The 20,564-nt window shown below is 49.4% G+C and carries 14 protein-coding genes; all 14 read right to left on the reverse strand.

The genetic code is table 11. The features are described from left to right. Position 1 precedes the first annotated feature (1 nt). Positions 2 to 2,740 (reverse strand): translation factor GTPase family protein, encoded by a 2,739-nt coding sequence (locus tag DW642_RS03155; RefSeq protein ID WP_117509239.1) that lies wholly within the window; start codon positions 2,738 to 2,740, stop codon positions 2 to 4. 157 nt (positions 2,741 to 2,897) lie between these two features. Then, positions 2,898 to 3,305 carry a hypothetical protein gene (locus DW642_RS16135; RefSeq protein ID WP_226906371.1) on the reverse strand — a complete coding sequence of 136 codons (408 nt, stop codon included), beginning with the start codon at positions 3,303 to 3,305 and terminating at the stop codon, positions 2,898 to 2,900. Positions 3,306 to 3,480: 175 nt separating this feature from the next. Next, the gene (locus DW642_RS03170) at positions 3,481 to 5,160 is read right to left on the reverse strand and encodes an FMN-binding protein (protein WP_022461155.1); all 1,680 of its coding nucleotides are present in this window, start codon (positions 5,158 to 5,160) and stop codon (positions 3,481 to 3,483) included. Positions 5,161 to 5,414: 254 nt separating this feature from the next. Continuing rightward, the gene (gene tsf, locus DW642_RS03180) at positions 5,415 to 6,353 is read right to left on the reverse strand and encodes a translation elongation factor Ts (protein ID WP_022461153.1); all 939 of its coding nucleotides are present in this window, start codon (positions 6,351 to 6,353) and stop codon (positions 5,415 to 5,417) included. A gap of 120 nt (positions 6,354 to 6,473) precedes the next feature. After that, positions 6,474 to 7,205, reverse strand: a complete 732-nt coding sequence (gene rpsB / locus DW642_RS03185) for a 30S ribosomal protein S2 (RefSeq protein WP_022461152.1) — start codon at positions 7,203 to 7,205, stop codon at positions 6,474 to 6,476. Positions 7,206 to 7,383: 178 nt separating this feature from the next. Next, positions 7,384 to 9,003: an HAD hydrolase-like protein gene (locus DW642_RS16480; protein WP_117509240.1), complete on the reverse strand. Its 1,620-nt coding sequence runs from the start codon at positions 9,001 to 9,003 to the stop codon at positions 7,384 to 7,386. A 90-nt stretch (positions 9,004 to 9,093) separates the two neighbouring features. After that, entirely contained in the window at positions 9,094 to 10,428 is a 1,335-nt protein-coding gene (locus tag DW642_RS03195; RefSeq protein ID WP_117509241.1) for a hypothetical protein, read from the reverse strand. Continuing rightward, the gene (locus DW642_RS03200) at positions 10,425 to 12,032 is read right to left on the reverse strand and encodes a serine/threonine protein kinase (RefSeq protein WP_117509242.1); all 1,608 of its coding nucleotides are present in this window, start codon (positions 12,030 to 12,032) and stop codon (positions 10,425 to 10,427) included. Before DW642_RS03200 ends, DW642_RS03195 begins: the two co-directional genes overlap by 4 nt. 142 nt (positions 12,033 to 12,174) lie before the next feature. Continuing rightward, positions 12,175 to 13,941 (reverse strand): arginine--tRNA ligase, encoded by a 1,767-nt coding sequence (gene argS, locus DW642_RS03205; protein WP_117509243.1) that lies wholly within the window; start codon positions 13,939 to 13,941, stop codon positions 12,175 to 12,177. Between the two features lie 22 nt (positions 13,942 to 13,963). Next, entirely contained in the window at positions 13,964 to 14,431 is a 468-nt protein-coding gene (locus tag DW642_RS03210) for a CBS domain-containing protein (RefSeq protein WP_022461147.1), read from the reverse strand. A 275-nt stretch (positions 14,432 to 14,706) separates the two neighbouring features. Then, positions 14,707 to 15,957 (reverse strand): ABC transporter permease, encoded by a 1,251-nt coding sequence (locus DW642_RS03215; protein ID WP_117509244.1) that lies wholly within the window; start codon positions 15,955 to 15,957, stop codon positions 14,707 to 14,709. A gap of 11 nt (positions 15,958 to 15,968) precedes the next feature. Next, positions 15,969 to 18,356 carry an efflux RND transporter periplasmic adaptor subunit gene (locus DW642_RS03220; RefSeq protein ID WP_117509245.1) on the reverse strand — a complete coding sequence of 796 codons (2,388 nt, stop codon included), beginning with the start codon at positions 18,354 to 18,356 and terminating at the stop codon, positions 15,969 to 15,971. After that, entirely contained in the window at positions 18,353 to 19,036 is a 684-nt protein-coding gene (locus DW642_RS03225) for an ABC transporter ATP-binding protein (RefSeq protein ID WP_117509246.1), read from the reverse strand. The genes DW642_RS03220 and DW642_RS03225 overlap by 4 nt, the downstream gene beginning before the upstream one ends. Then, the gene (locus DW642_RS03230) at positions 19,033 to 20,463 is read right to left on the reverse strand and encodes an efflux RND transporter periplasmic adaptor subunit (RefSeq protein ID WP_117509247.1); all 1,431 of its coding nucleotides are present in this window, start codon (positions 20,461 to 20,463) and stop codon (positions 19,033 to 19,035) included. Before DW642_RS03230 ends, DW642_RS03225 begins: the two co-directional genes overlap by 4 nt. Between the last annotated feature and the right edge of the window lie 101 nt (positions 20,464 to 20,564).

A 20,564-nucleotide genomic window follows, 5' to 3' on the forward strand; every position in this document is an offset into this window, starting at 1 on the left:
CTTAAGCCTTTCCTTTGCTCTTTTTACTCTCTTTTTTTCGCTCTTCTTCCAGCTCTTTTAAAAAGTCTCCCAGTTCTCCGGAGGCGTTCTCCAGCAGGTACGACTTCGTTTTCTGTTCTTTCTCCAGATAGTTTTCCCGGATCTGGCCGTTTGTATGTTCAATCTCTGTGCGCAGATCCCGTGCGGAGAGACGATGCGCGCCCGCTCCCATAATGATGATCTGCTCGAGACCGTCCGAGGAAGCCACCGTTACGTTGCCGTTGTGGCCGATCCTGTGAACCGTTTTCTCGATGTACTGGTCAGCCGTCTCCGCCTCTTTCGTATAAACGACATGAATATTATGGTACATGCCGACCTCACCCTGGTTGCCTTTTACTTTGTAGGCATCAAAGACAAGAATCAGCGTCATTTTTTTATATCCCTGATAATTTGACAGGATGTCCATCAGTTTTCCTCTGGCGCTCTCAATATTATACTTCGCCAGCTCATTTAAATCATCCCATGCAAAAATAACGTTATAGCCATCCACCAGCAGATATTCCTCCTGCGGCTCCTTCGGGCGGTTTGATTTTGCATATTTGGGATCCCCGATGCCGGATGACGAGGTGACCGGACGTGTCCGCCGCTCGAAACCGGCGCGCTTCCGCCCCACTTTGCCGTATGTCCTCGTAAAGATTTCTTCCAGCTCCTCTGCCTCCTGCAGGGAAGCTGCCATCGGCACGCGGTCAGATGCTTTTTTTGCTTTCTGCACAGAGGATGCTCCGCCGCTCCGGTCTGCCGCAGATTCGGCTGAATCGCTTTCTTCTTCCGGATTTTCCAGCGTGTATTCCAGATGCATATGGTCTTCCACTTCATTCCATGGAACGACAAAGCCTGCCCCGTGGGCACAGAACACAGAACCCGTCGGATTTTCCACATCCGCCTCGGAATCGTAGCCGATGGAGGCAATCACTTCCTCCGCGTTGTGACACGGCTCATATCCTTTTAAGGTACAGAACACTCTTCCGCGTCCCCGGCTGTAAGCAGTCACTTCTTTCTGATAATCCTGCATCGTCACAACCGGTGCGGTTCCGGTGATCACTGTCATATCGCCTTCCATTTCCGGCGGTTCAAAGCTGCCGTACATCCGCTGGATATCGTTCAGCGCCCGTCCCGTCGATTCCGACGGAATTTCCAGACGGAACGCATAGACCGGCTCCAGCAGAACGGATTCTGCTTTTTTCAGCCCCTGCCGCACCGCACGATACGTCGCCTGGCGGAAGTCGCCGCCCTCGGTGTGCTTAATGTGCGCACGGCCCTTGACCAGCGTGATTTTCATATCGGTAATCTCCGACCCGGTCAGCACGCCGGGATGCTTCCGCTCCAGCAGATGTGTGAGGATCAGACGCTGCCAGTTGCGGTCCAGGGTGTCCTCGCTGCAGACGGTTCCAATCTGCAGTCCGCTGCCCGGTTCTGCCGGCTCCAGCAGCAAATGAACTTCCGCATAATGGCGCAGCGGCTCGAAATGGCCGACACCCTCCACGGTACTGCGGATCGTCTCTTTGTATACAATATTTCCGGCTCCGAATTCCACCCATTCGCCGAAACGCTCGTGGATCAGACTCTTTAAGATCTCGATCTGCACCTCACCCATGACCTGCGCATGGATTTCCGCGAGGCGCTCATTCCAGACAATGTGGAGCTCCGGGATTTCTTCTTCTAACTGGCGCAGTTTTCCAAGCATCTGATGGACATCGCAGTCCGGCGGAAGCTCGATGCGGTACGTCAGCACCGGCTCCAGCACCGGTTTTTCCGCCTCGGTTTCGTTGCCGATGCCCTGACCGGAGAAAGTGCTGTTCAGTCCCGTTACGGCACAGATCGTCCCCGCCGGTGCTTCCTGTACCATCGTATAGCCCGCACCGGAATAAATACGGATCTGGTCTGCCTTTTCTTCGCCGAGCATCTGCTTCACCTTCAGCACGCCGCCCGTGATTTTCAGATGCGTCAGACGGTTTCCTGCCGTGTCCCTTGAAATCTTAAAAACGCGCGCACCAAAATCCCCGCCGTACTCCGGCGTTTTTGTAAACCGGTCCAGAATTTTCAGAAATTCCGTCACGCCCTCCATCTTGAGTGCAGAGCCAAAGCAGCACGGAAAAACCTTCCGCTCTGCGATCATCGTGCGGATCTGGTCTTCTTCCACGCTTCCCGTTTCCAGATACTGCTCCAGCACGTCCTCATCACACATGGCGAGTTCTTCCAGCAATTCTGCGTTCTGGAGATCCTGCGAGAAATTCAGGCAGTGCTCTGAGAGACGGCTCTGCAGTTCTTCCAGCAGTTTTTCCGCATCCGTGCCCGGCTGATCCATCTTGTTGATAAAGAGAAAGACCGGGATCTCATACCGCGCGAGCAGCCGCCACAGGGTTTCCACATGACCCTGCACGCCGTTCGCACCGCTGATCAGAAGAACCGCATAGTCCATGACCTGTAAAGTGCGCTCCATCTCCGCCGAGAAATCCACATGGCCCGGCGTGTCAAGGAGTGTGACCTCCGTCTCGTTCAGCTTCAGCACGGCCTGTTTGGAAAAGATCGTGATACCCCTTGCTTTTTCCAGTTCCTCCGTGTCCAGAAAGGCGTCCTTGTGATCCACTCTTCCGGCTTTCCGGATCTGGCCTGTTTTATATAAAATTCCCTCTGCCAGCGTCGTCTTTCCCGCATCGACATGCGCTAAAATGCCTACCGCCAGTTTTTTGGTTTTTTCCATTTTGTTTCATCCTGTCTGTATGATTCATATTTTTCAGGCCCCCTCATCCCCTGCGGCCCGACTCACTGCTTATTGTACCACAAAACCTCTCATTGCGGAACCCCGGAGTGAAACGCAAAAAATCTCAAAGCGGATTTCTCTCCTGCTTTGAGATTTTTTATGCTATGTTCTGTTTTATCTCTCCCCCGCCATCGGCTGCCGATCTGCAATTTTCAGGAAAACAAATCCCAGTGCAAATAAAATCGCCAGGCATGCAACCGCCACGTTGATCGTTCCGCCTGCCAGTTTTACAGCTGCAATAACTGCAGAACCGAGGAACGATGGTTACTCTGTCTTCCAACGTCATATCCGTTTCTTTTAAAAGTTCATTTGCAAGAAGTGTACCGTACTCTGCATGATGGGCAACCTGCATACAGTGTTTCTGCGAATGATCCGTATATCCCAGCTGTCCCAGGTTTTCGTTTCCTTTTTCAGATATGCGCTGCATCCATTCCAGACTCCAGCCTAACCGCTGTATTTTTACTGTTCCTGCCATTTCTTTCAGAATATTTTTTACTACAATCACGATCGTAGCACATTTGTATTTTAACTGCTATCCTGTTCCTATAAGGTCTATATCAAATGATTGTTAAATTTTTTATATTTTTGATGCAGTCGGGCGGGGTTCTGTTACAGCAGAAAAGCACTGCAAATACAGATGAATGTATTTACAGTGCTTATTTTGAGATTATTTTTGTTTTTTAATTCTGTGCGTCTTCGTATTCTTTTACTTTTTCTTCATACTGCTCCTGGCTCTCGATCGTATGTTTTACAATATGACCGTGCTCTTTCTGCTTATGTGCCAGATCCCGGCCAGGACGCGGTGCATATTCGTCTTCCGGGATTTCGAGTGCATTGGCGGTGGCGTGAATGATACCGTTGCTGCTGTAGGTGGCACCGCTCAAGGCGTCGATGTTAAGGCTCTGTTCTTCTTTCATCTGCCCTATCACGTAAGGCGCTGCACGGAAAAAGTATTCCTCGGTGTCGCAGTAGGAAAGGATGGAGATGTCGGTCACTTTCTGGTTTTCTACCGTTACCTGCACTTCGACATCCCCGCGGAAGGCATCGGCGGTACCCGTGCAGATGCCGTCTTTCAGGTCGTGGAAACGGCCGGCGTCCAGGAATGCCTGTTTTTCTTCCGTTGTATCCGTCGATTCAGATGCTGTATTTTCCTGTACAGTATTCTCATCTCCGGCGGCTTCTTTTAACGCATTTTGAGTGGCCTCAATCAACCCTTTACTGCTGTAGGTGGCGCCGGAAACGGTATCTATCTCCTCGGCACTCTGTTTTTTCATGATTTCCGAAAAGATTCCTGACTTTGCTCTGTCCAGATATGTCTGATCATCCTCGGCGTTCTCTATCGTCAGTCCGGTTATCGTTCCCTGTTCCACTTTTACGGAAACGGTCACGGTTCCGCGGTAGCCTTCTCCACTTCCGGAATAAGTGCCGTCCTGGAATCTGCTGTCCAGATTCTGTTCTGCCGTATCAATGGCCGCATCACCTGCTGTCTTACCAACGGAACCGCTCTCGCTCCGGATCAGGAACTGTGACGCTGCAATCGTAAGGCAGGTCACCCCGACACCGATCCACACGCTGTATCGGTACTTCCAGTGTGCATTGTTCTTCAGACATCCGTTTATACATACCCCGCATCCAATACACTCGCCGCCTGCCGTCTGCTCTTTTTCTGTCAGATCAATTCCCATGGTACATTTTGCAGTACAGAGACGGCAGCTTCCGCATTTGCTCCGCGGTTTTACAATTTTTAACAGCGTACATCTGGAAATCAGGCTGTAGATGGCTCCCATGGGACAGAGATACCGGCAGAAAAAGCGCTGGATTAAGACGGATCCGACGAAAATCACCAGAATCAGCGCACCGCCAATCGAAAACATCGGCTTCACACCCGGCCAGTGTCCGATGGAACTGTACTGTCCAAACACCTGCCACGGCCCTGCGATGTTCCATTTTATCATACCGCTCCATACGAAGACTGCCCAGAACAGGAGCACACCATATTTGATCCAGCCTGTTGGAACATTTCTTCCACTCTTCTTTGAATTTGAATGCAGGTTTTTCGCACCTGCTTTTCGAAACCGCTTTTTCAGCTTATTTCCTGCAAACCACAGAAAATCCTGCACAGCCCCGAAGCTGCAGAAATATCCGCAGAAAAACCGTCCCACAATAATCACCGCCGGAACCGTCGCCAGCACCATCCATACCGAATACCTGATCCGTTCCCACGAAACCGTCCCCTGATAAACTGCGGAAATAATCGTCCCAACCGCAGAAAACTGCGCCTCAAACAAGCCCGGGATCAGCAGGAAAGAAAGGATCTGAATCACTGCTTTCGGCCAGTTTCTTTTGTCTTGTTTTTTCAAATTTGTTCCTCTTTTCTTATGTTTAACGTTTCATCTCCATTACCGGACCATTCGATTTATGTTCCTGGATTAATTCACAAATCTCCGAAAGATTCATTGCCGAGAAATCTCCGGGGACGGTATCCTTCAGGGCACTTACTGCATTTCCGATGGATACTGCCTGTGACAGTAAAAAACCCTCATAAATCGTGTATTTTCTGCACATTTATGAGGGTTTTATATTTTTGCGTTATTTTTACAAATTCACAGTTGAATTATGCGTTCATCTGTTTAGCAACTTCCTCAGCAAAGTTCTCTTCTTTCTTCTCGATTCCTTCACCGGTCTCGAAACGAACGAAGCCTTTTACTGCTACGGTTGCGTTGTTTGCTTTTGCAACCTGTGCTACATACTGAGCTACGGACTGTTTTCCGTCTTCTGCTTTTACGTATACCTGATCAAGCAGGCAGATCTCTTTGAGCTCTTTGTTGATACGGCCCTGGATCATTCCCTGGATAACTTTTTCCGGTTTCTGGGACTCTTTCGGGTCGTTCTGAATCTGAGCCATGAGGATTTCTTTCTCATGTGCGATGTAATCAGCGCTTACTTCGTCGCGGTTTGTGTACTGCGGACGAAGAGCTGCAATCTGCATTGCAACGTTTTTAGCCATCTCTTTGAGGTCATCGTTTACAACATCTGTCTCAACGTCAACCAGAACACCGATTTTACCGCCCATATGAGTATAAGAAGCAACGAAACCGTTCTCCTCTTTTACCTGCTGGAAACGACGGATGTTCATGTTCTCGCCGATGGTAGCGATCTGATGAGCCAGCTCTTCGCCAACGGTCTCGTTGGTATCGAATTTCCAAGGCTCTGCCAGGAATCCTTCTACGTCTGCTGCAGTTGTATCCATAGCCTGCTCTGCAACCTGTGCTACATAGCCACGGAATTTCTCGTTCTTTGCAACGAAGTCTGTCTCAGCGTTTACTTCTACAGCGACAGCTTTCTTTCCATCCTCGGATACGTTCAGCATAACGATACCCTCAGCTGCGATTCTGCCAGCTTTTTTCTGAGCAGTAGCAAGTCCTTTTTCTCTCAGGAACTCCATTGCTTTGTCCATATCACCTTCGGTAGCTGTAAGAGCTTTCTTGCAGTCCATCATACCAGCACCGCTTACTTCTCTTAACTCTTTTACCATTGCTGCTGTAATAGCCATTGTTTTATTCCTCCGTATACGTGATTCAGCAGACTGCATCTTCATGCCGGTCTGCTATTGTGAGATTCGCCGAAGGGAACCTGAATTTCAAGTTCCCCCCAGTTCATTACTTCGCGTAAATTATTCAGCGTCTGTCTCTGCTGCTTCTTCGTATGCAGCTTCCTCAGCCTCGCCCTGTTTTGCCTCGATAACTGCGTCTGCCATTTTGGAAACGATCAGTTTTACGGCACGGATAGCGTCGTCATTACCCGGAATTACATAGTCAAGCTCTTCCGGATCGCAGTTGGTATCGCAGATACCGATCAGCGGAATTCCCAGTGTATGAGCTTCCTGTACGCAGATTCTCTCTTTTTTCGGATCTACTACGAAGATAGCGTCCGGCAGTCTCTTCATTTCTTTGATACCGCCAAGGTTTTTCTGCAGTTTTGCAAGCTCTTTCTTTAACTCAATGACTTCTTTTTTCGGAAGAACTTCGAAGGTGCCATCCTGCTCCATGGTCTCGATTGCTTTCAGTCTTGCAATACGGCTCTGGATGGTTTTGAAGTTGGTCAGCATACCGCCGAGCCATCTCTCGTTTACATAGTACATTCCGCAGCGCTCTGCCTCAACAGCGATAGCGTCCTGAGCCTGTTTTTTGGTTCCTACGAAAAGGATTGTGCCGCCGTCTGCTGCGATGTCTGCAACAGCTTTGTATGCGTCATCTACCATTCCTACAGATTTCTGCAGGTCGATGATGTAGATACCATTACGCTCTGTGTAGATGTACGGAGCCATTTTAGGATTCCATCTTCTTGTCTGATGTCCGAAATGAACACCGGCTTCCAGTAACTGTTTCATTGAAATTACGCTCATTGTTTTATCTCCTTATGGTTTTATTCTTCCCCATGTTTTTTCACCTTGGAACCTGTTTTTCAAAAAACAGGCACCATCCTTGGTACCGCATGGGTGCTTATTGTGCAACAGTAAGATTGTATCACAGAGTTTTTTTCATGACAAGCATTTTTTTCGCGGATTCTGCGGTTTTTTTCTGTTATTTTTGTGTTTTTCCCTGTTTATCCTTTAAAAACAGATACCAGAACGTTCCGGCGCAGATTACCGCTTCCAAAAAGATGAACATCCATGCACCTGCCGGCGCTTTTTGGGTCATCCAGGATACGAACTGGCTCCGGTAAAGTCCCCAGATATTTTCTGCCATGTGCGCAAGAGCCGGGGCAAAGAGTGTTCCGCACCGCTCATAAATAAGGATCAGAAGCACACTTACCACGGCTGCATAGACAAACTGCGTCACATTGCCGTGATATGCACCGAACAGCAGACATGATGCTGCGATGCCCCAGCCGGTTCCCCAGAAATCTTTTGCCCTACGGTAAATCATGCCGCGGAAAACAATTTCCTCTGCGGCCGCGCTCAGCACACCGACGGACAGGATCAGAAGCAGCGGGTTCTGTCCTTCATAAATCTTTGATGCCATGTCCTGATAGCCGGAAAAGATTCTGGTAAAGCCGGTCACGTTCATTACAGTATTCAGGAGATGGCCGAAGGTCATAACCAGCAGAATACAGGCGGCTGCCTCTGCCGCACTCCACCGTTTTTCCGGTTTCGGGAACATGCCTTCATCTTTTTTGTACTGTTTCCAGAGAACCGGGATCGCCGCCAGACTGCCGATTGCTGATGCAAGAACGGATGTCGCGTGCATACGCTCTTCCAGATAACCGCCGGTCGTAAACGTCATCAGAATCAGCGCCAGAAGTACGGTTGCTCCGATCAGAAACAGTTCGTACGTCAGAAGCGGTTTTAAAAGACGCCATAGCTTCCGCTGGATAGGAATTACGATTTCCTCCGTTTTTGGCTCTGTTTTCGCTGTCCTTTTTTCTTTTATATTCTCTGCTTTTTTCTCTTTCGGCGCAAAGATTCCTGTTCCACTTTCTCCTCTTGTCAGCCACGGGATACGCTCCGGCTTCATTTTTTTGATGCGGTCGCGTCTTTTCTTCTCTTCTTTCGGATCCTCCGCCAGCAGTTTCAGTTCTTCCGGTGTATCACATACCTTTGCGGCACCTGCTGCCTCGAGTTCTTCTCTTCCGCCGTACCCATACGATACGCCGACACAGAGCAGTCCGTTTTCTCTTGCCCCGATTACGTCATAGCTTCTGTCACCAACCATCACCACGTCGGAACGGCTGTCTTCTGCTCCGAGTCGGCGCAGCGTCTCTGCGATGACTTCTCCTTTGTCGGTTCTGGTTTCGTTCATTTCTGAACCGGTTACTACGGTAAAATACTTTCTGATTTCGAAATGCTCCAGGATCTGCTCCACGTATTTTTCCGGTTTGGACGATGCTACCGCCAGAATTTTTCCCTTCTCTTTCAGATACGCCAGAACCTCCGGGATTCCCTCGTATACTTCATTTTCAAAAATGCCCTCTGCCTCGTACCGCTCCCGGTATTTTGTGATGGCCTGCTGTGCTTCTTCGCAGCCAAGGCCTGCAAAATTCATGAAAGATTCCAGAAGCGGCGGTCCCACGTAACAGTTCAGTTTTTCCAGATCCGGCTCTTCGATGCCAAAGGATGCCAGCGCATACTGTACGCATCTTGTAATTCCAGGACCGGAATCGGTCAGGGTTCCGTCCAGATCAAATAATATCATATCTGACATACTCTTATTTCCTCTTTTACTTTTTTATCGTATGACATGTCTTTTATTCTAGCATATCGAAATTAGAAATACAAACAAAACCGGATCAGGCTATTTTCTGCAGAGTGCACGCAGATAGCGGGTGGTCTGATTCTGAATTTCGGCAATGGCACGAATCAGGTTCCAGAGGCGCCTTAAGGACTGCAAGAGGCGGGTTCCTTTTGGTTTCTGGCTGGTTCTTTGGCTGACAAGTGTGGAAGTTTTTGGTTTCACGTTGACTTCCCACGGTTTCATGGTTCGTACAATGCCGTCTGCGCCACGCACTTTTACAGTGATGCGGTTGTAGCCTTCGGAAAGGCTCTCGGCTTTCAGACAGATTTTGTTTTCTTTCCATTCGTATTCGGCTTCGGAGCCATTTACCATGCAGGAAAGAATTTCAGCCGTGTCGGCGGCTCCCTCGAGCAGAATTTCCGGGGTATAACCGGGATCTATTTCGACGCTGGTGTCGGCCGGGCGGATAATCAGGGGGTTCGGCGCTTCGAAATCTTCGTCTGCTATCTGTGATAATATGAAATCGGCGATGATCTGCGGCGGTATTTGAGATGGCTCCTCCCCGGCACTCTCAGATGGAGTTTCGGCAGGCGGAGGACTGCTTTCTTCTGTTTGTAGCGGAGTATCATCTGGATCTTGGGTCACCTCCTCGGGCGTGGCTGCAGCAACGGGCAGCTGTTCGTCTGTTTTGAGTTCTTCTTTCTCCGGAGACGATTGCCCGGGCTCCGTTTGTTCCTGCTTTTCTGTGTTTGACTTTCCGGCATCTGGCATTACGGTAGGCTCCTCTTTTTCTGGTGCTTTTGTTTCCGAGGTTTGATTTTCTGACTCTTTTTCGGTTGACGGAGATTCCTGCTTCGTTTCTTCCATATCAGGCTTTTCCGGTTCCGAATCTTCTGGCATCAAATTTTCCGTTCCGGATTTTTCTGAACCTGCATCTTCATAATCTGGTTTTTCTGTGTCCATTTCTCCAAAATCCGTTCTCTCCGAATCTGACTCTTCTGTCTCTGATTCTTTTGTATCTGTTTCTTCCCACCTTTCCGCTGGTTCTTTCTCCGGATCCGGAATTACCGTCGGGGGAAGCATTTTTTCTTCTTCTGTCTCTTTCTTTCCGGTCTCTGCCGGATCTGTTTTCTCTTCCGGCGGCTCTGGTTCCTGCTCTGGTTTCTCTTCTATAGGCGGTTCTTCTTCTGACTTTTCGTCCGGCAGCAGTTCCTCCGGTCCGGCTTTCCCGTCTGCATCTGTCACATCACTGTTCTCGATGATTTCAGCTTCTAATTCCACGCTTTCCACCGCACTTGCGGCCTCGCCTGTCGTCTGCTGTGTCTCCGCGTGGACTTCGATTCCCTGGACGGCCAGGAATCCTGTCATCATTGCGCATATGGTCTTTTTTCTCATCCTGCTTCCTCCCATCTTTTTCTGATCTGCTGATAAAAAATATCCTCCTCCATTCCCGGAATTTCTGCGGCCTCGTTGAGGTACTGTTCTGCTTTTTCCTGCATGTCGAACTGAAGTGCCAGCTCTGCGGCCCTGAGCAGATTTTTCCGCCGGTTTCCATCCTGTCTGCTGCACAGAAGCCGTTCGTAATAGAGAAAACTCTCCTGGCACCAGTCCTGTTCTCTTTCCCCATCCCCGGATTTTCCGCCAAGATAGCACGCATCCGCCAGTCTCTGCCAGATAACCGCCTCCCACTGCCCCTCCATATTCTCGCCTGCGGCCTTTTCCAGCACTTCGATTCCTTTCCGCATGGCGTCTGTGTCATTTTCACGCGCCAGTTCTTCGGAAAAACTGAAATACATTCCTGCAACAGCAAGATATCTGCGGCAGCGTTTTTCCTTTTCCGGCTCCTGCTGCGTGTCATCATAAAATTCAGCCAGCAATGGCTCCATCTGCATTTTTTCCCTTGCCGCATCATCCGCCAGACAGTATTCCACAAGTTCCTGCTCCACACGCCCCGCCTGACTGAGATGGTCTGCCTTTAAGAACGCTTCCCGCGCTTTCTGGTAGTTCGGCAGACTGCCTTCTTCCACCGGATTTCCGCAGAACCAGAGATCTCCCTGCTCCTCCCATTCGTCTGCCGCCGGAAACTGCCCCCATGGCATCCTGCTGGCAACCGCAGCCGCTCCTCCTGTCAGAAAAGCAAAAACTGCAAAGATCCGCAGAGTCTTCCTGCCTTTTTGCTTTCTTTCCAGCCGCCGCAGTGCCTTTTTGACTTCTCCGGCAGACGCATACCGCTCCTCCGGCTTTTTCTGCATACACTTTTCCATCACCCGCCAGAGTCCTCTTTTCTGCCGCTTTTTCGCATGCTTCGCCATTGCCGCAAGCAGTGCGCCTAGTGCATAAAGATCGGAACGGGCGTCACACTTCCCGTCATACTGCTCCGGCGCTGCATAACCGCGGGTTCCATAACGGACTTCCACACCCGTTTCTTCTGTTCCGGCTGCACCGAAATCCACAAGGTATATTTCACCACGCTCTGTTATCATCACGTTGTCCGGCTTCAGATCCCGGTAGAAAACCGGCGGGTTCTGTGCATGGAGATAACAGAGAATCCCGCTCAGGGCAATTCCCGTTTTCAGAATTTCCCGGCTGGAAAACCGTTCTCCCTTACGCATACGCTGTCCGATAGATTTTCCGTTTACAGCTTCCATCACCAGAAAGCTTTTTGTTCCACTTTCCAGAAGTTCCACCGCACAGGGAATCCCGGGATATGAAAACTTCTGTAAAAGAAACGCTTCCCGGCGCAGTTTTTCCCTGTCACATATACTTACCTTGACTGCATACCGCTTTCCGGATCCAGTTTTCTCTGCAAGATAAACGACAGACGTTGCCCCTCTTCCGAGCACTGACAGCAGGCGATACTTCCCTCCCGGAAGTTCTACTTTTCCAATGATCCCGCCTCCTCTTTTTACGTCAAAGTGTTTGTCAGTCCGATATTCTGTTTTTGTACATGGATATAAATTGAGCCGAATGGCTCTTCGATAGAGTAATATAGAATCGATTTTTCAGGACAAATGTCCAAGCGGATGAAAAATCGTGATGTAAGTATAACACAACAGCCGCCGTTTCTGCAAGAACTACAGAAGCCGACGGCTGCCAAAAAAATCGCCTGTTTTTTATCTATTTTTTCCCTCTTGACGAATCTTACATCCGTTCCGGTGCCGAGAATCCCAGCAGGTCGATGCAGGTCTCAAGTACCTCGCGGACAAGATCCAGCAGTGCCAGGTAAGATGCTTTTCTTGCCTCATCCTGCTCACTTAAGATCTTGGTCTCGTGGTAGAAATGGTTGAACTCGTTTGCAAGCTCGTAGATATAAGCACAGATCTTATGCGGTGCTTTCTCCTCGAATGCGTTCTCCACAACGCCGTTGAAACGGGATACGGAAAGCATCAGAGCTTTCTCGCTGTCGCTCTTCGGTGCCAGAAGTGCGCCTTTCTTCAGTTCATTTCCCTCTTCTTTATATTTTCCGAGGATGGATTTTGTACGAACGATCGTGTACAGGATGTACGGACCGGTGTTTCCCTCGAAGGAAGTAAATCTCTCAACATCGAATACATAATCTTTCGATGCCTGGTTGGACAGGTCACCGTATTTAATAGCAGACAGTCCGACAATCTGTGCCGTTCCTCTTGCATCCGTATCTTTTACGCTGCGGTTCTCCACGATCTTCTGATACATCTCATCGTTGATCTCGCCGATCAGACGCTCAAGACGCATAACGCCGCCCTCACGGGTCTTGAACGGTTTTCCGTCTTTTCCGTTCATGGTACCAAAGCCGATAAAGGAAAGAACGGTATCATCATTCACCAGTTTTGCTTTTCTTGCACAGCGGAAACACTGTACGAAGTGAAGCTCCTGACGTTTGTCTGCCAGATAGCAGATCTCGTCCGGCTTGTACAGTTTCATACGCTGGATGATGGTTGCCAGGTCTGTCGTATCATACAGAGCTGCTCCATCGGATTTTAAGATCATGCACGGCGGGATCTCTTTTGTGTCTGTCTCTTCTTTGACATCAACAACGAGTGCGCCCTGGTCATAATGTGCATAACCATTGTCTTTCAGGTAATCTACCATGTCCGGAATGTACTCCTGTGCATCGGACTCACCCATCCACAGATCGAAATGAACGTCGAGGTTTCCATAGTTCTTTTTCAGATCGGCAACAGAAACGTTCATAATGTGTTTCCAGATCGCACGATATCCTCTTCTGCCCTGCTGCAGCTCTCTCGTTGCCTCGAGTGCACGTTTCTTATAGTCCTCGTCCTCTTTCGATTTGCCGCTTGCGCAAGGATAAATCTCCTCGAGCTCGCTGATCGTAAACGGTGCTTCCTCCGGGTACTCTCCCGTAAAGGACTCATCAAAATAAACAAGCTCCGGATGGCGCTCCTGCAGCTCGGTGATGATCAGTCCCATCTGCAGACCCCAGTCTCCAAGATGAACGTCACCGATCATGTTGTGGCCCATGAAGCGTCCCATACGCTTGATGCTCTCGCCGATGATCGCGGAACGGAGATGGCCGACGTGAAGCGGTTTTGCCACGTTTGCTCCGCCGTAATCTACGATGATGGTTTTCGGATTTTTTGCTTTCTCTACAGAAAGCTCTTCATCGTTCTGCATTTTGGAAAGATAATCTGCCAGAAATTCCGGGTTGATTTTCAGGTTGATGAATCCCGGTTTTACGGCTTCAATTTCACCGATCACGCTGTGATCGGTCACTTTTTCTACAACTGCTTCAGCCAGCTGGATCGGTGCTTTGTGGTATGCTTTTGCAGCTGCCATTGCGCCGTTGCACTGGTATTCGCACAGATCCGGGCGGTTGGAAACGGAAACCCTTGCATAGGACGGGTCCATCTCCGCAGCGGTAAAGGCTTTTACCAGCTCTTCCTGGATAAGATCGATCAGTTTTTTCATAATGTTTCCCTCATTTTCTTCTTTACTGCAGAATCATCTGTTCTGCGTTTTGTTTCCGCGCGCTGCGCCGGGCTTCTTCCTCTTCTTTGATGCCGCTTTTCTGATAACAGTACTGGATGATATCTCTTCTTCGGATGATGCCGATGAAGATTCCCTCGTCATCCACAACTGGAACAAAATTCTGCCGCATGGACATCTCGATCAGGTCCTCGATGTTGCTGTTGATGTTGACGGATTCATAATTCCACCGTTTCGGAACCTGCCAGAGCGGGATATCCTCTGCTTCATGGTAATTCAGAAGATACCGTTCTTTTATGATGCGGAGCAGATCTCCTTCCGTCAGTGTTCCCACATAGCAGCCCTTTTTGTTCAGTACCGGAACCGCCGTGTATTTATGATATTCGATCTTCTCGATGGCCTGCCGAAGTGAGCAGTCGTCATACAGATAAGCCGTTTCACTTTTCGGTGTGATAAAAAACAAAATATTCATTCGCGTATACTCCTTTTCGTTGGTCATACTCTTGTTTGATTATACCATAAACGAATGTGAAATGTCTTTGAATCTTTCTTATATTTTCATAAACATACCGAATCCGAAACTCGAATGCCTCTTTGCTGCGCCGCAAATTGCGCTTATTTTCCAGTATAACCGACTTTCCGCAAAAAGTAAAGATCTTAAGTTTCATCCGCACACGCCGCACAAAAAATCCGCACGGATCCAGCACCTACGCTGTACCCGCACGGATTTTTCAACTCTTTTTTGTTCTATTCTCTTCGCAGCGCATCGATCGGATTCAGGTTCGCTGCTTTTACCGACGGCAGCAGTCCGAATACGATACCGATCACCATGGAGAAGACCACGGAGAAAATGATTGCCGGAATGCTGATTGCCACAGGCGTCTGTGATACTCTCGAGATCACCTGCGCCATGATGATGCCGCCCAGTACACCGAGCAGTCCGCCGATGCTGGTAAGCACCGCCGCCTCCGTCAGGAACTGGAACAGAATTCTGCGTTTTCTCGCTCCAATTGCTTTTTTCAGACCGATTTCACTCGTACGCTCCGTTACAGATACCAGCATAATGTTCATAACACCGATACCGCCGACAAGAAGTGAAATGCTTGCGATCCAGATCAGCTGCTGGTTCGTGCTCTGACCTAATTCCTGCAGACTCTTCGCTTTTTCCAGCAGATCCTCCGCTTTATACGCCAGAGAGTCCGATGTATTGGTAACAGCCTCGTTCATGATCTCTGCGGTTGTTTTTCCAACTGTACTCATATCCTCGGTCGTTTGCGCCATTACAACGGCATTTTCCGGCTCATCATACTGAAATACGATCGGCCAGCATACATCCGGCATCAGCACCAGCGGGTAGGATTCCTGATTGTACGTATTGTAATCCTCCCTGGAATTGATGACCGGCTGAAAGGAATCGGATTTTTTGATCACACCGACAACAGTAAACGGCTCACCCATGATTTCAATCGTTTTTCCGACCGGTGATTCATCTGGAAACAGCGTCAGCACCGCAGTATCGTCAAGCAGGACAACTTTGTGAATCTTCGAAAAGTCACTCTCCACAAAGCCACGTCCCTGGTAAATCTGGTATCCACATGTGGATAAATAATTTTCATCCACACCAAGTGCCTTTGCACTGTCCAGTGTTGTATTTCCTTTCGCAATACCGCTCACATACGTTCTTTCGGTATAAAATGAGGCATTCTCTACCTGTTCCTGTTCGCGGATCCGCTTTTTCTGGTCGGCGGACAGCTTTGATACGCCACTTGGCAGCCCACCATCCATCCAGTAATCACCATCCCCCTGTTTTAACCGTACAGTCACATTGTTATTTCCGGCTCCGATCAGGTTCTGTTTGATCTGCTCATTCGTTCCCTTGATTGTGGAAACAATGGAGATGATTGATGCAATTCCGATGATAATACCCAGCATAGTCAGAAAGGAACGCATTTTGTGTGACCAGATTCCCTGAAAGGATAGTCTTACATTTTCTAACATGATGCGCCTCCTTAACTGTTATAATAATCCGATGAGCTGGATTCCTTCGTGTCTGCGCCTTCCACTACCGTTTTACCGTATGGGAATGCAATGTAATCTTCTTCGGAAAGGCCGCTCTTTACTTCGTAATAGCTGCCCCACAGAAGTTTTCCGGTTACAACATCCTGTTTCTTTAATTTATCCTTCTCATCCCGGATATAAACAAATTTCTGCCCGTTCTCCTCGCGAATGAATTCTTTGCTGACGTACAGTCCATTGCCGTTTTCCACATCGGCGCCAACGGTCATTGCAATTTTAATCCAGTCACCGTTTTCAAAGCCTTCCCCGCCTTCCTGTATGACCGCTGTGAAGGGATAGAAGGATGCCGGTGTCTCGCTGTAAGACATGTAACTTGTTGCCGGATACGGTGAAATTTCGGTTACGGTTGCGACCGCAAATGCACCGGAAGACCATGAAGTTACGTTAAGCTTATCTCCCGCTTTGATCTGATCGAGATACATCTCGCTCAGATAACCGCGCACATACAGGCCTTCATTTCCGCTGACCTGGATAAACGCGCTTCCGTCATTGGATGGCTTTTCTGCATTTCCGACTTTTTTTACGATACCGCTGATCGTCGCTTTTACGGTCTGGGAATCCAGGGATTTCTGCGTATTTTTGACTTTGAGTTCCTCTTCCTTCTGATCCAGCTTCAGATCACGGATCTGGCTTTCTTTTTTGCTGATGGCTTTTTTCAACTCATCTTTTGTGTAGGTCATCTGGGTATCATCACCGGAAGAAGTATTGTTATTTGCGCTGCTTCCTGTGGATGATGTAAAGAGGGACTGTACCGATGCTTTTTCACCGTAGAATACGGTTTTTGCTGTCGTCTGCACTGCTTCCGGTGCATCTTCGCTCTGCGGTTCCGCTTCCGGTTCTGCCGGGGCTTCGGTCGGCGTCGGCGTTTCCGTCGGAACTGGGGTCTCGCTCGGCACCGGAGTTTCTGTTGGAACCGGCTCTGTGGTCGGAATCGGTGTTGTACTTGGTTCCGGGCTGACGGTCGGCTCTGGAGTTACACTCGGTCCCGGCGTAACGCTCGGGGTCGGAGTTACACTTGGTGTCGGGGTAATCGTTCCTTCTTTTACCGCCACATTTGCAGTGCTGACTGCCATGGAAGTACCCTTGTCATTTTTCGCTGTCACTTCTACTATATAGATTCCGGCATCCTCTTTTGTGATGTTTTCTTTTGTGTAAGTATCCTTAAAATCTCCGTCGATTGTCTTTCCGTTGTGTTTCCAGACGTATGTGTAAGTGACATCCGTTTCGGTGTTTTCCGTGGAATCGTCTGCCTCACCGCTTCCATTTCCGGCTTCACCCGGCTGTGTCACATCGTCCTCGGACGGACTCTCGGTTCTATCATCCGTTTTATCGTCGGCTTTCTCATCCGGCTTCTCTTCGGTATCTTTCTTCTCATTGATTCCGATTTTCAGCTTCAGCTCGCCGCCCTCTGCAACCTCTGTGTTTGCAATCGGCGTGGTAATTTTTATTTCCGGTGCATCCGCCGATTCGGATTCTTTCAGACTCAGGACTGCTTCATACGAAGTCTCGTATGCTTTCGCAATCTTCGTTCCATCCTGCTCCCACACGGTTTCCAGCGCCTCTGCGGCTTTGTTTTCCTCATGAATCTCCAGGCGAAACCAGTATCCTTCGCTGTCCTCTTCTTTTTTCGTTCCCTTTTCATCCGCGTATCCTGCCATCTGATTCAGGAATCCGCCTGTCAGGACTGTCCCCGGTGCGCAGAGATAGGTGTATGGGTCTTCCTGCGTTCCTTCTCCTTTGTATGGTTTGGAACCAAATACAAGCTTATTCGTACTGCTGTACAGAACAGCATCCTCGTACGTCGGCTCCGGTTCTGGGGTCGGAATCGGTTCGTCCGGGAAATCCGGATCGATGGGTTCATCTGGAAAATCCGGGAAATCCGGCTCCACCGGATCCAGCGGCGTATCCGCTACCGGTTTTGTCTTTTTCAGCTTTTCCAGTTCTTTTTCACTCTGCTGGATTTTCAGCTTTGTCTGTGCAAGCTGTAACTGCTGCGTTTCCAGATCCAGCTCGATCATGCTGGTATCGTATGTCATCAGCGTGTCTCCGGCATTTACCACATCGCCCTCTTTGACGAGAACCTGGGAAATGGTCTGGCTGTCGGAAAGATAGATGTTCTGGGAAGCCGTCGAGGTGATCTGGCCTTCCATATTCATGCTGTCTTCCCAGTAACCACTCGTAAAGTCACTGACCGGATACACTTTTACGGTCGTCTTCTGCGCCTGGCGGATGCCGTAATAACCGCCGACACTGACACCGCCCACGGCAACTGCGGTCACAACTGCAATCACGGCTTTCTTTGCGGCTTTTCCTTTTTTCATGTTTCGGCCACCTCCTTCGATTTCATCATTCCGTCGCGGATCTCCACGGTGCGCTGTGCCATTGATGCGATCTCCGCGTCATGCGTAATCATCAAGATGCTGACGCCCTCGTCGTTCAGGCTCTGGAACAGCTCCATGACCTGCTCGCCGGAATGGGAGTCGAGCGCTCCGGTCGGCTCATCAGCCAGCAGAATTTTCGGATGGTTGACGATCGCTCTTGCAATCGCCACACGCTGTTTCTGTCCGCCGGAGAGCTGGGTCGGTTTGAAACTCATACGATCGCTGAGCCCCACCCGCTCGAGGGCAATCGCTGCCCGCTCTCTTCTCTCTTTTTTCGGCACGCCCGCGTACGTCAACGGCAGGCATACATTTTCCATTGCGCTCTGTCTTGCAAGGAGTTGGAAGTTCTGGAAGACAAAGCCGATTTTCTGCAGGCGGATGTCCGACATCTGATTGTCACTGCATTTGCTGATGTCCTGTCCGTCGAGGATCAACCGTCCGCTCGTCGCCTGGTCGAGGCAGCCGACAATATTCATCAGTGTTGTTTTTCCGGAACCGGAAGGACCCATGATCGCAACGTACTCGCCTTCTTCCATGGAGAAGTTGATGTTTTTCAGAACCGGAACCGGGATTTTGCCCTGCATATATTCTTTACAGATATTCTCTAATTCCAGAATCACGGCTGCACCTCCCCGTCATCTGCTGATCCGGCTTCCTGTGTGTCTGCCGGCTCTGCATCACCATTGTCGGCGCCGCCGATCACGTTCGTTGTATCTTCCTCACCGCTGTACTCTGCGCCGTCCATGGTATTGTCAACCATGCCGTTTTCATCCTGCTTCATACCGTCGTCGACCATTCCATCGTCGTTGTCAAGCATACCGTCATCCTCGCCGCCGGCCGGATTGCTCTGTCCCAGTGATCCGTCGGTGCTGACTACGGTCTTCATCCCTTCTTCCAGACCGTCCTCCGGGAAGGTGATTGCATCATCTTCTGCAAGGCCGTCGGTGATCTGATATTCCATCATGTTTTCATCGTACGTTCCAAGCGTTACGCTTCGTTTTTCCAGTTTGCCTTTTCCATTATCGGCCCAGACGTAAGGATTGCTGTCGACATCGTTGATAAAGGAGTCAGACAGCCAGATTCCTGTTTTGACTTCCTGCTGGCCGACATCCGGCTCTACGTAAACGTGCTGGCCGAGCATCAGACCATTCGTTCCGGCAAGCTGTACATAGAACGGATAGGAGCTTGACTGTGTCATGCCATCGCCGGAACTGCTGTACATGTTGTTATTGCCGGTCTTTGCATTTTCCCGATCAATCTTTGTCACGGTTCCGGTCCAGGTCTGATTCTCATCTACACGAGAATGCACGATCACCTGGCTTCCTTCCGTAATCGAACCGTCGCTCATATTCTGTTCATTGATCTGGCCTTTTACACGGAAATTTCCCGTTGCAAGAACAGTCAGGAAGGAATTGTCGGAGCTGTCACCGGAGTAAGCGCCGGCGCTGCTGTCATCGTTGTTGATTGATTTTACGACACCGGCGATTTCACTGATCACGGTCGCATTGGTGATGTTATCGTTTAATTTATCAATCTCCGCCTGTTTTGATTTTCCTTCATATTCTTTTTTCTTTAAATCCAGCTCCGCTTCCTGAATTTCCAGTGTGATGCTTGCCTGCTGGTCTTTTGATGCCTGCTTTTTGTCTTTGTAAAGCTGGTTGATATTGGTATTCATACTTGAAAGTTCATTGTTTATGCGTTCCAGATCCAGCTGCGCCTGCTCGAGGTCACTCTGGAATTTCTCGGTATCGTAGGAGAACAGCGGTGTTCCGACCTGAACCTCCTGACCGACTTCCACATAAACTTCCTTTACCTTTTTCTCGCTGTTTTTCTCTACTTTCCAGGTATTTTCCGACTCCACAACACCGGCATAGCGGTTTTCCATTCCATTTCCAGTTCCCAGATTGGTCAGGGCTTTTACAGTATTGACATAGACGACGTTATCGTCCTCTTTTGTACCGTTTCCAAGGAAATGCCATGTCACTCCCCCTCCGGCTGCCGCCAGCACTGCGACTGCACACACAATCGCGATTACTTTTTTCTTCATATGCTTCCTCCCACTTTTCTATTTTACAAATTAATTTTCTGCTTTCCCAAGTTAGTTCTATCGTATCACATTTTGTTTTTTGTTTTCTTACTTTTTCCTTA

It is taken from the genome of Blautia sp. AM23-13AC (assembly GCF_003435675.1).
GTDB lineage: Bacteria > Bacillota > Clostridia > Lachnospirales > Lachnospiraceae > Fusicatenibacter > Fusicatenibacter saccharivorans.

Excerpts from the sequence above, each read along its gene's own strand:
- DW642_RS03155 (WP_117509239.1), bottom strand. The coding sequence starts at position 2,740 with ATGGAAAAAACCAAAAAACTGGCGGTAGGCATTTTAGCGCATGTCGAT.
- rpsB (WP_022461152.1), bottom strand. The coding sequence starts at position 7,205 with ATGAGCGTAATTTCAATGAAACAGTTACTGGAAGCCGGTGTTCATTTC.
- DW642_RS03220 (WP_117509245.1), bottom strand. The coding sequence starts at position 18,356 with ATGAAAAAAGGAAAAGCCGCAAAGAAAGCCGTGATTGCAGTTGTGACC.
- tsf (WP_022461153.1), bottom strand. The coding sequence starts at position 6,353 with ATGGCTATTACAGCAGCAATGGTAAAAGAGTTAAGAGAAGTAAGCGGT.
- DW642_RS03215 (WP_117509244.1), bottom strand. The coding sequence starts at position 15,957 with ATGTTAGAAAATGTAAGACTATCCTTTCAGGGAATCTGGTCACACAAA.
- DW642_RS03195 (WP_117509241.1), bottom strand. The coding sequence starts at position 10,428 with ATGAGAAAAAAGACCATATGCGCAATGATGACAGGATTCCTGGCCGTC.
- DW642_RS03210 (WP_022461147.1), bottom strand. The coding sequence starts at position 14,431 with ATGAATATTTTGTTTTTTATCACACCGAAAAGTGAAACGGCTTATCTG.
- DW642_RS03230 (WP_117509247.1), bottom strand. The coding sequence starts at position 20,463 with ATGAAGAAAAAAGTAATCGCGATTGTGTGTGCAGTCGCAGTGCTGGCG.
- DW642_RS16480 (WP_117509240.1), bottom strand. The coding sequence starts at position 9,003 with ATGTCAGATATGATATTATTTGATCTGGACGGAACCCTGACCGATTCC.
- argS (WP_117509243.1), bottom strand. The coding sequence starts at position 13,941 with ATGAAAAAACTGATCGATCTTATCCAGGAAGAGCTGGTAAAAGCCTTT.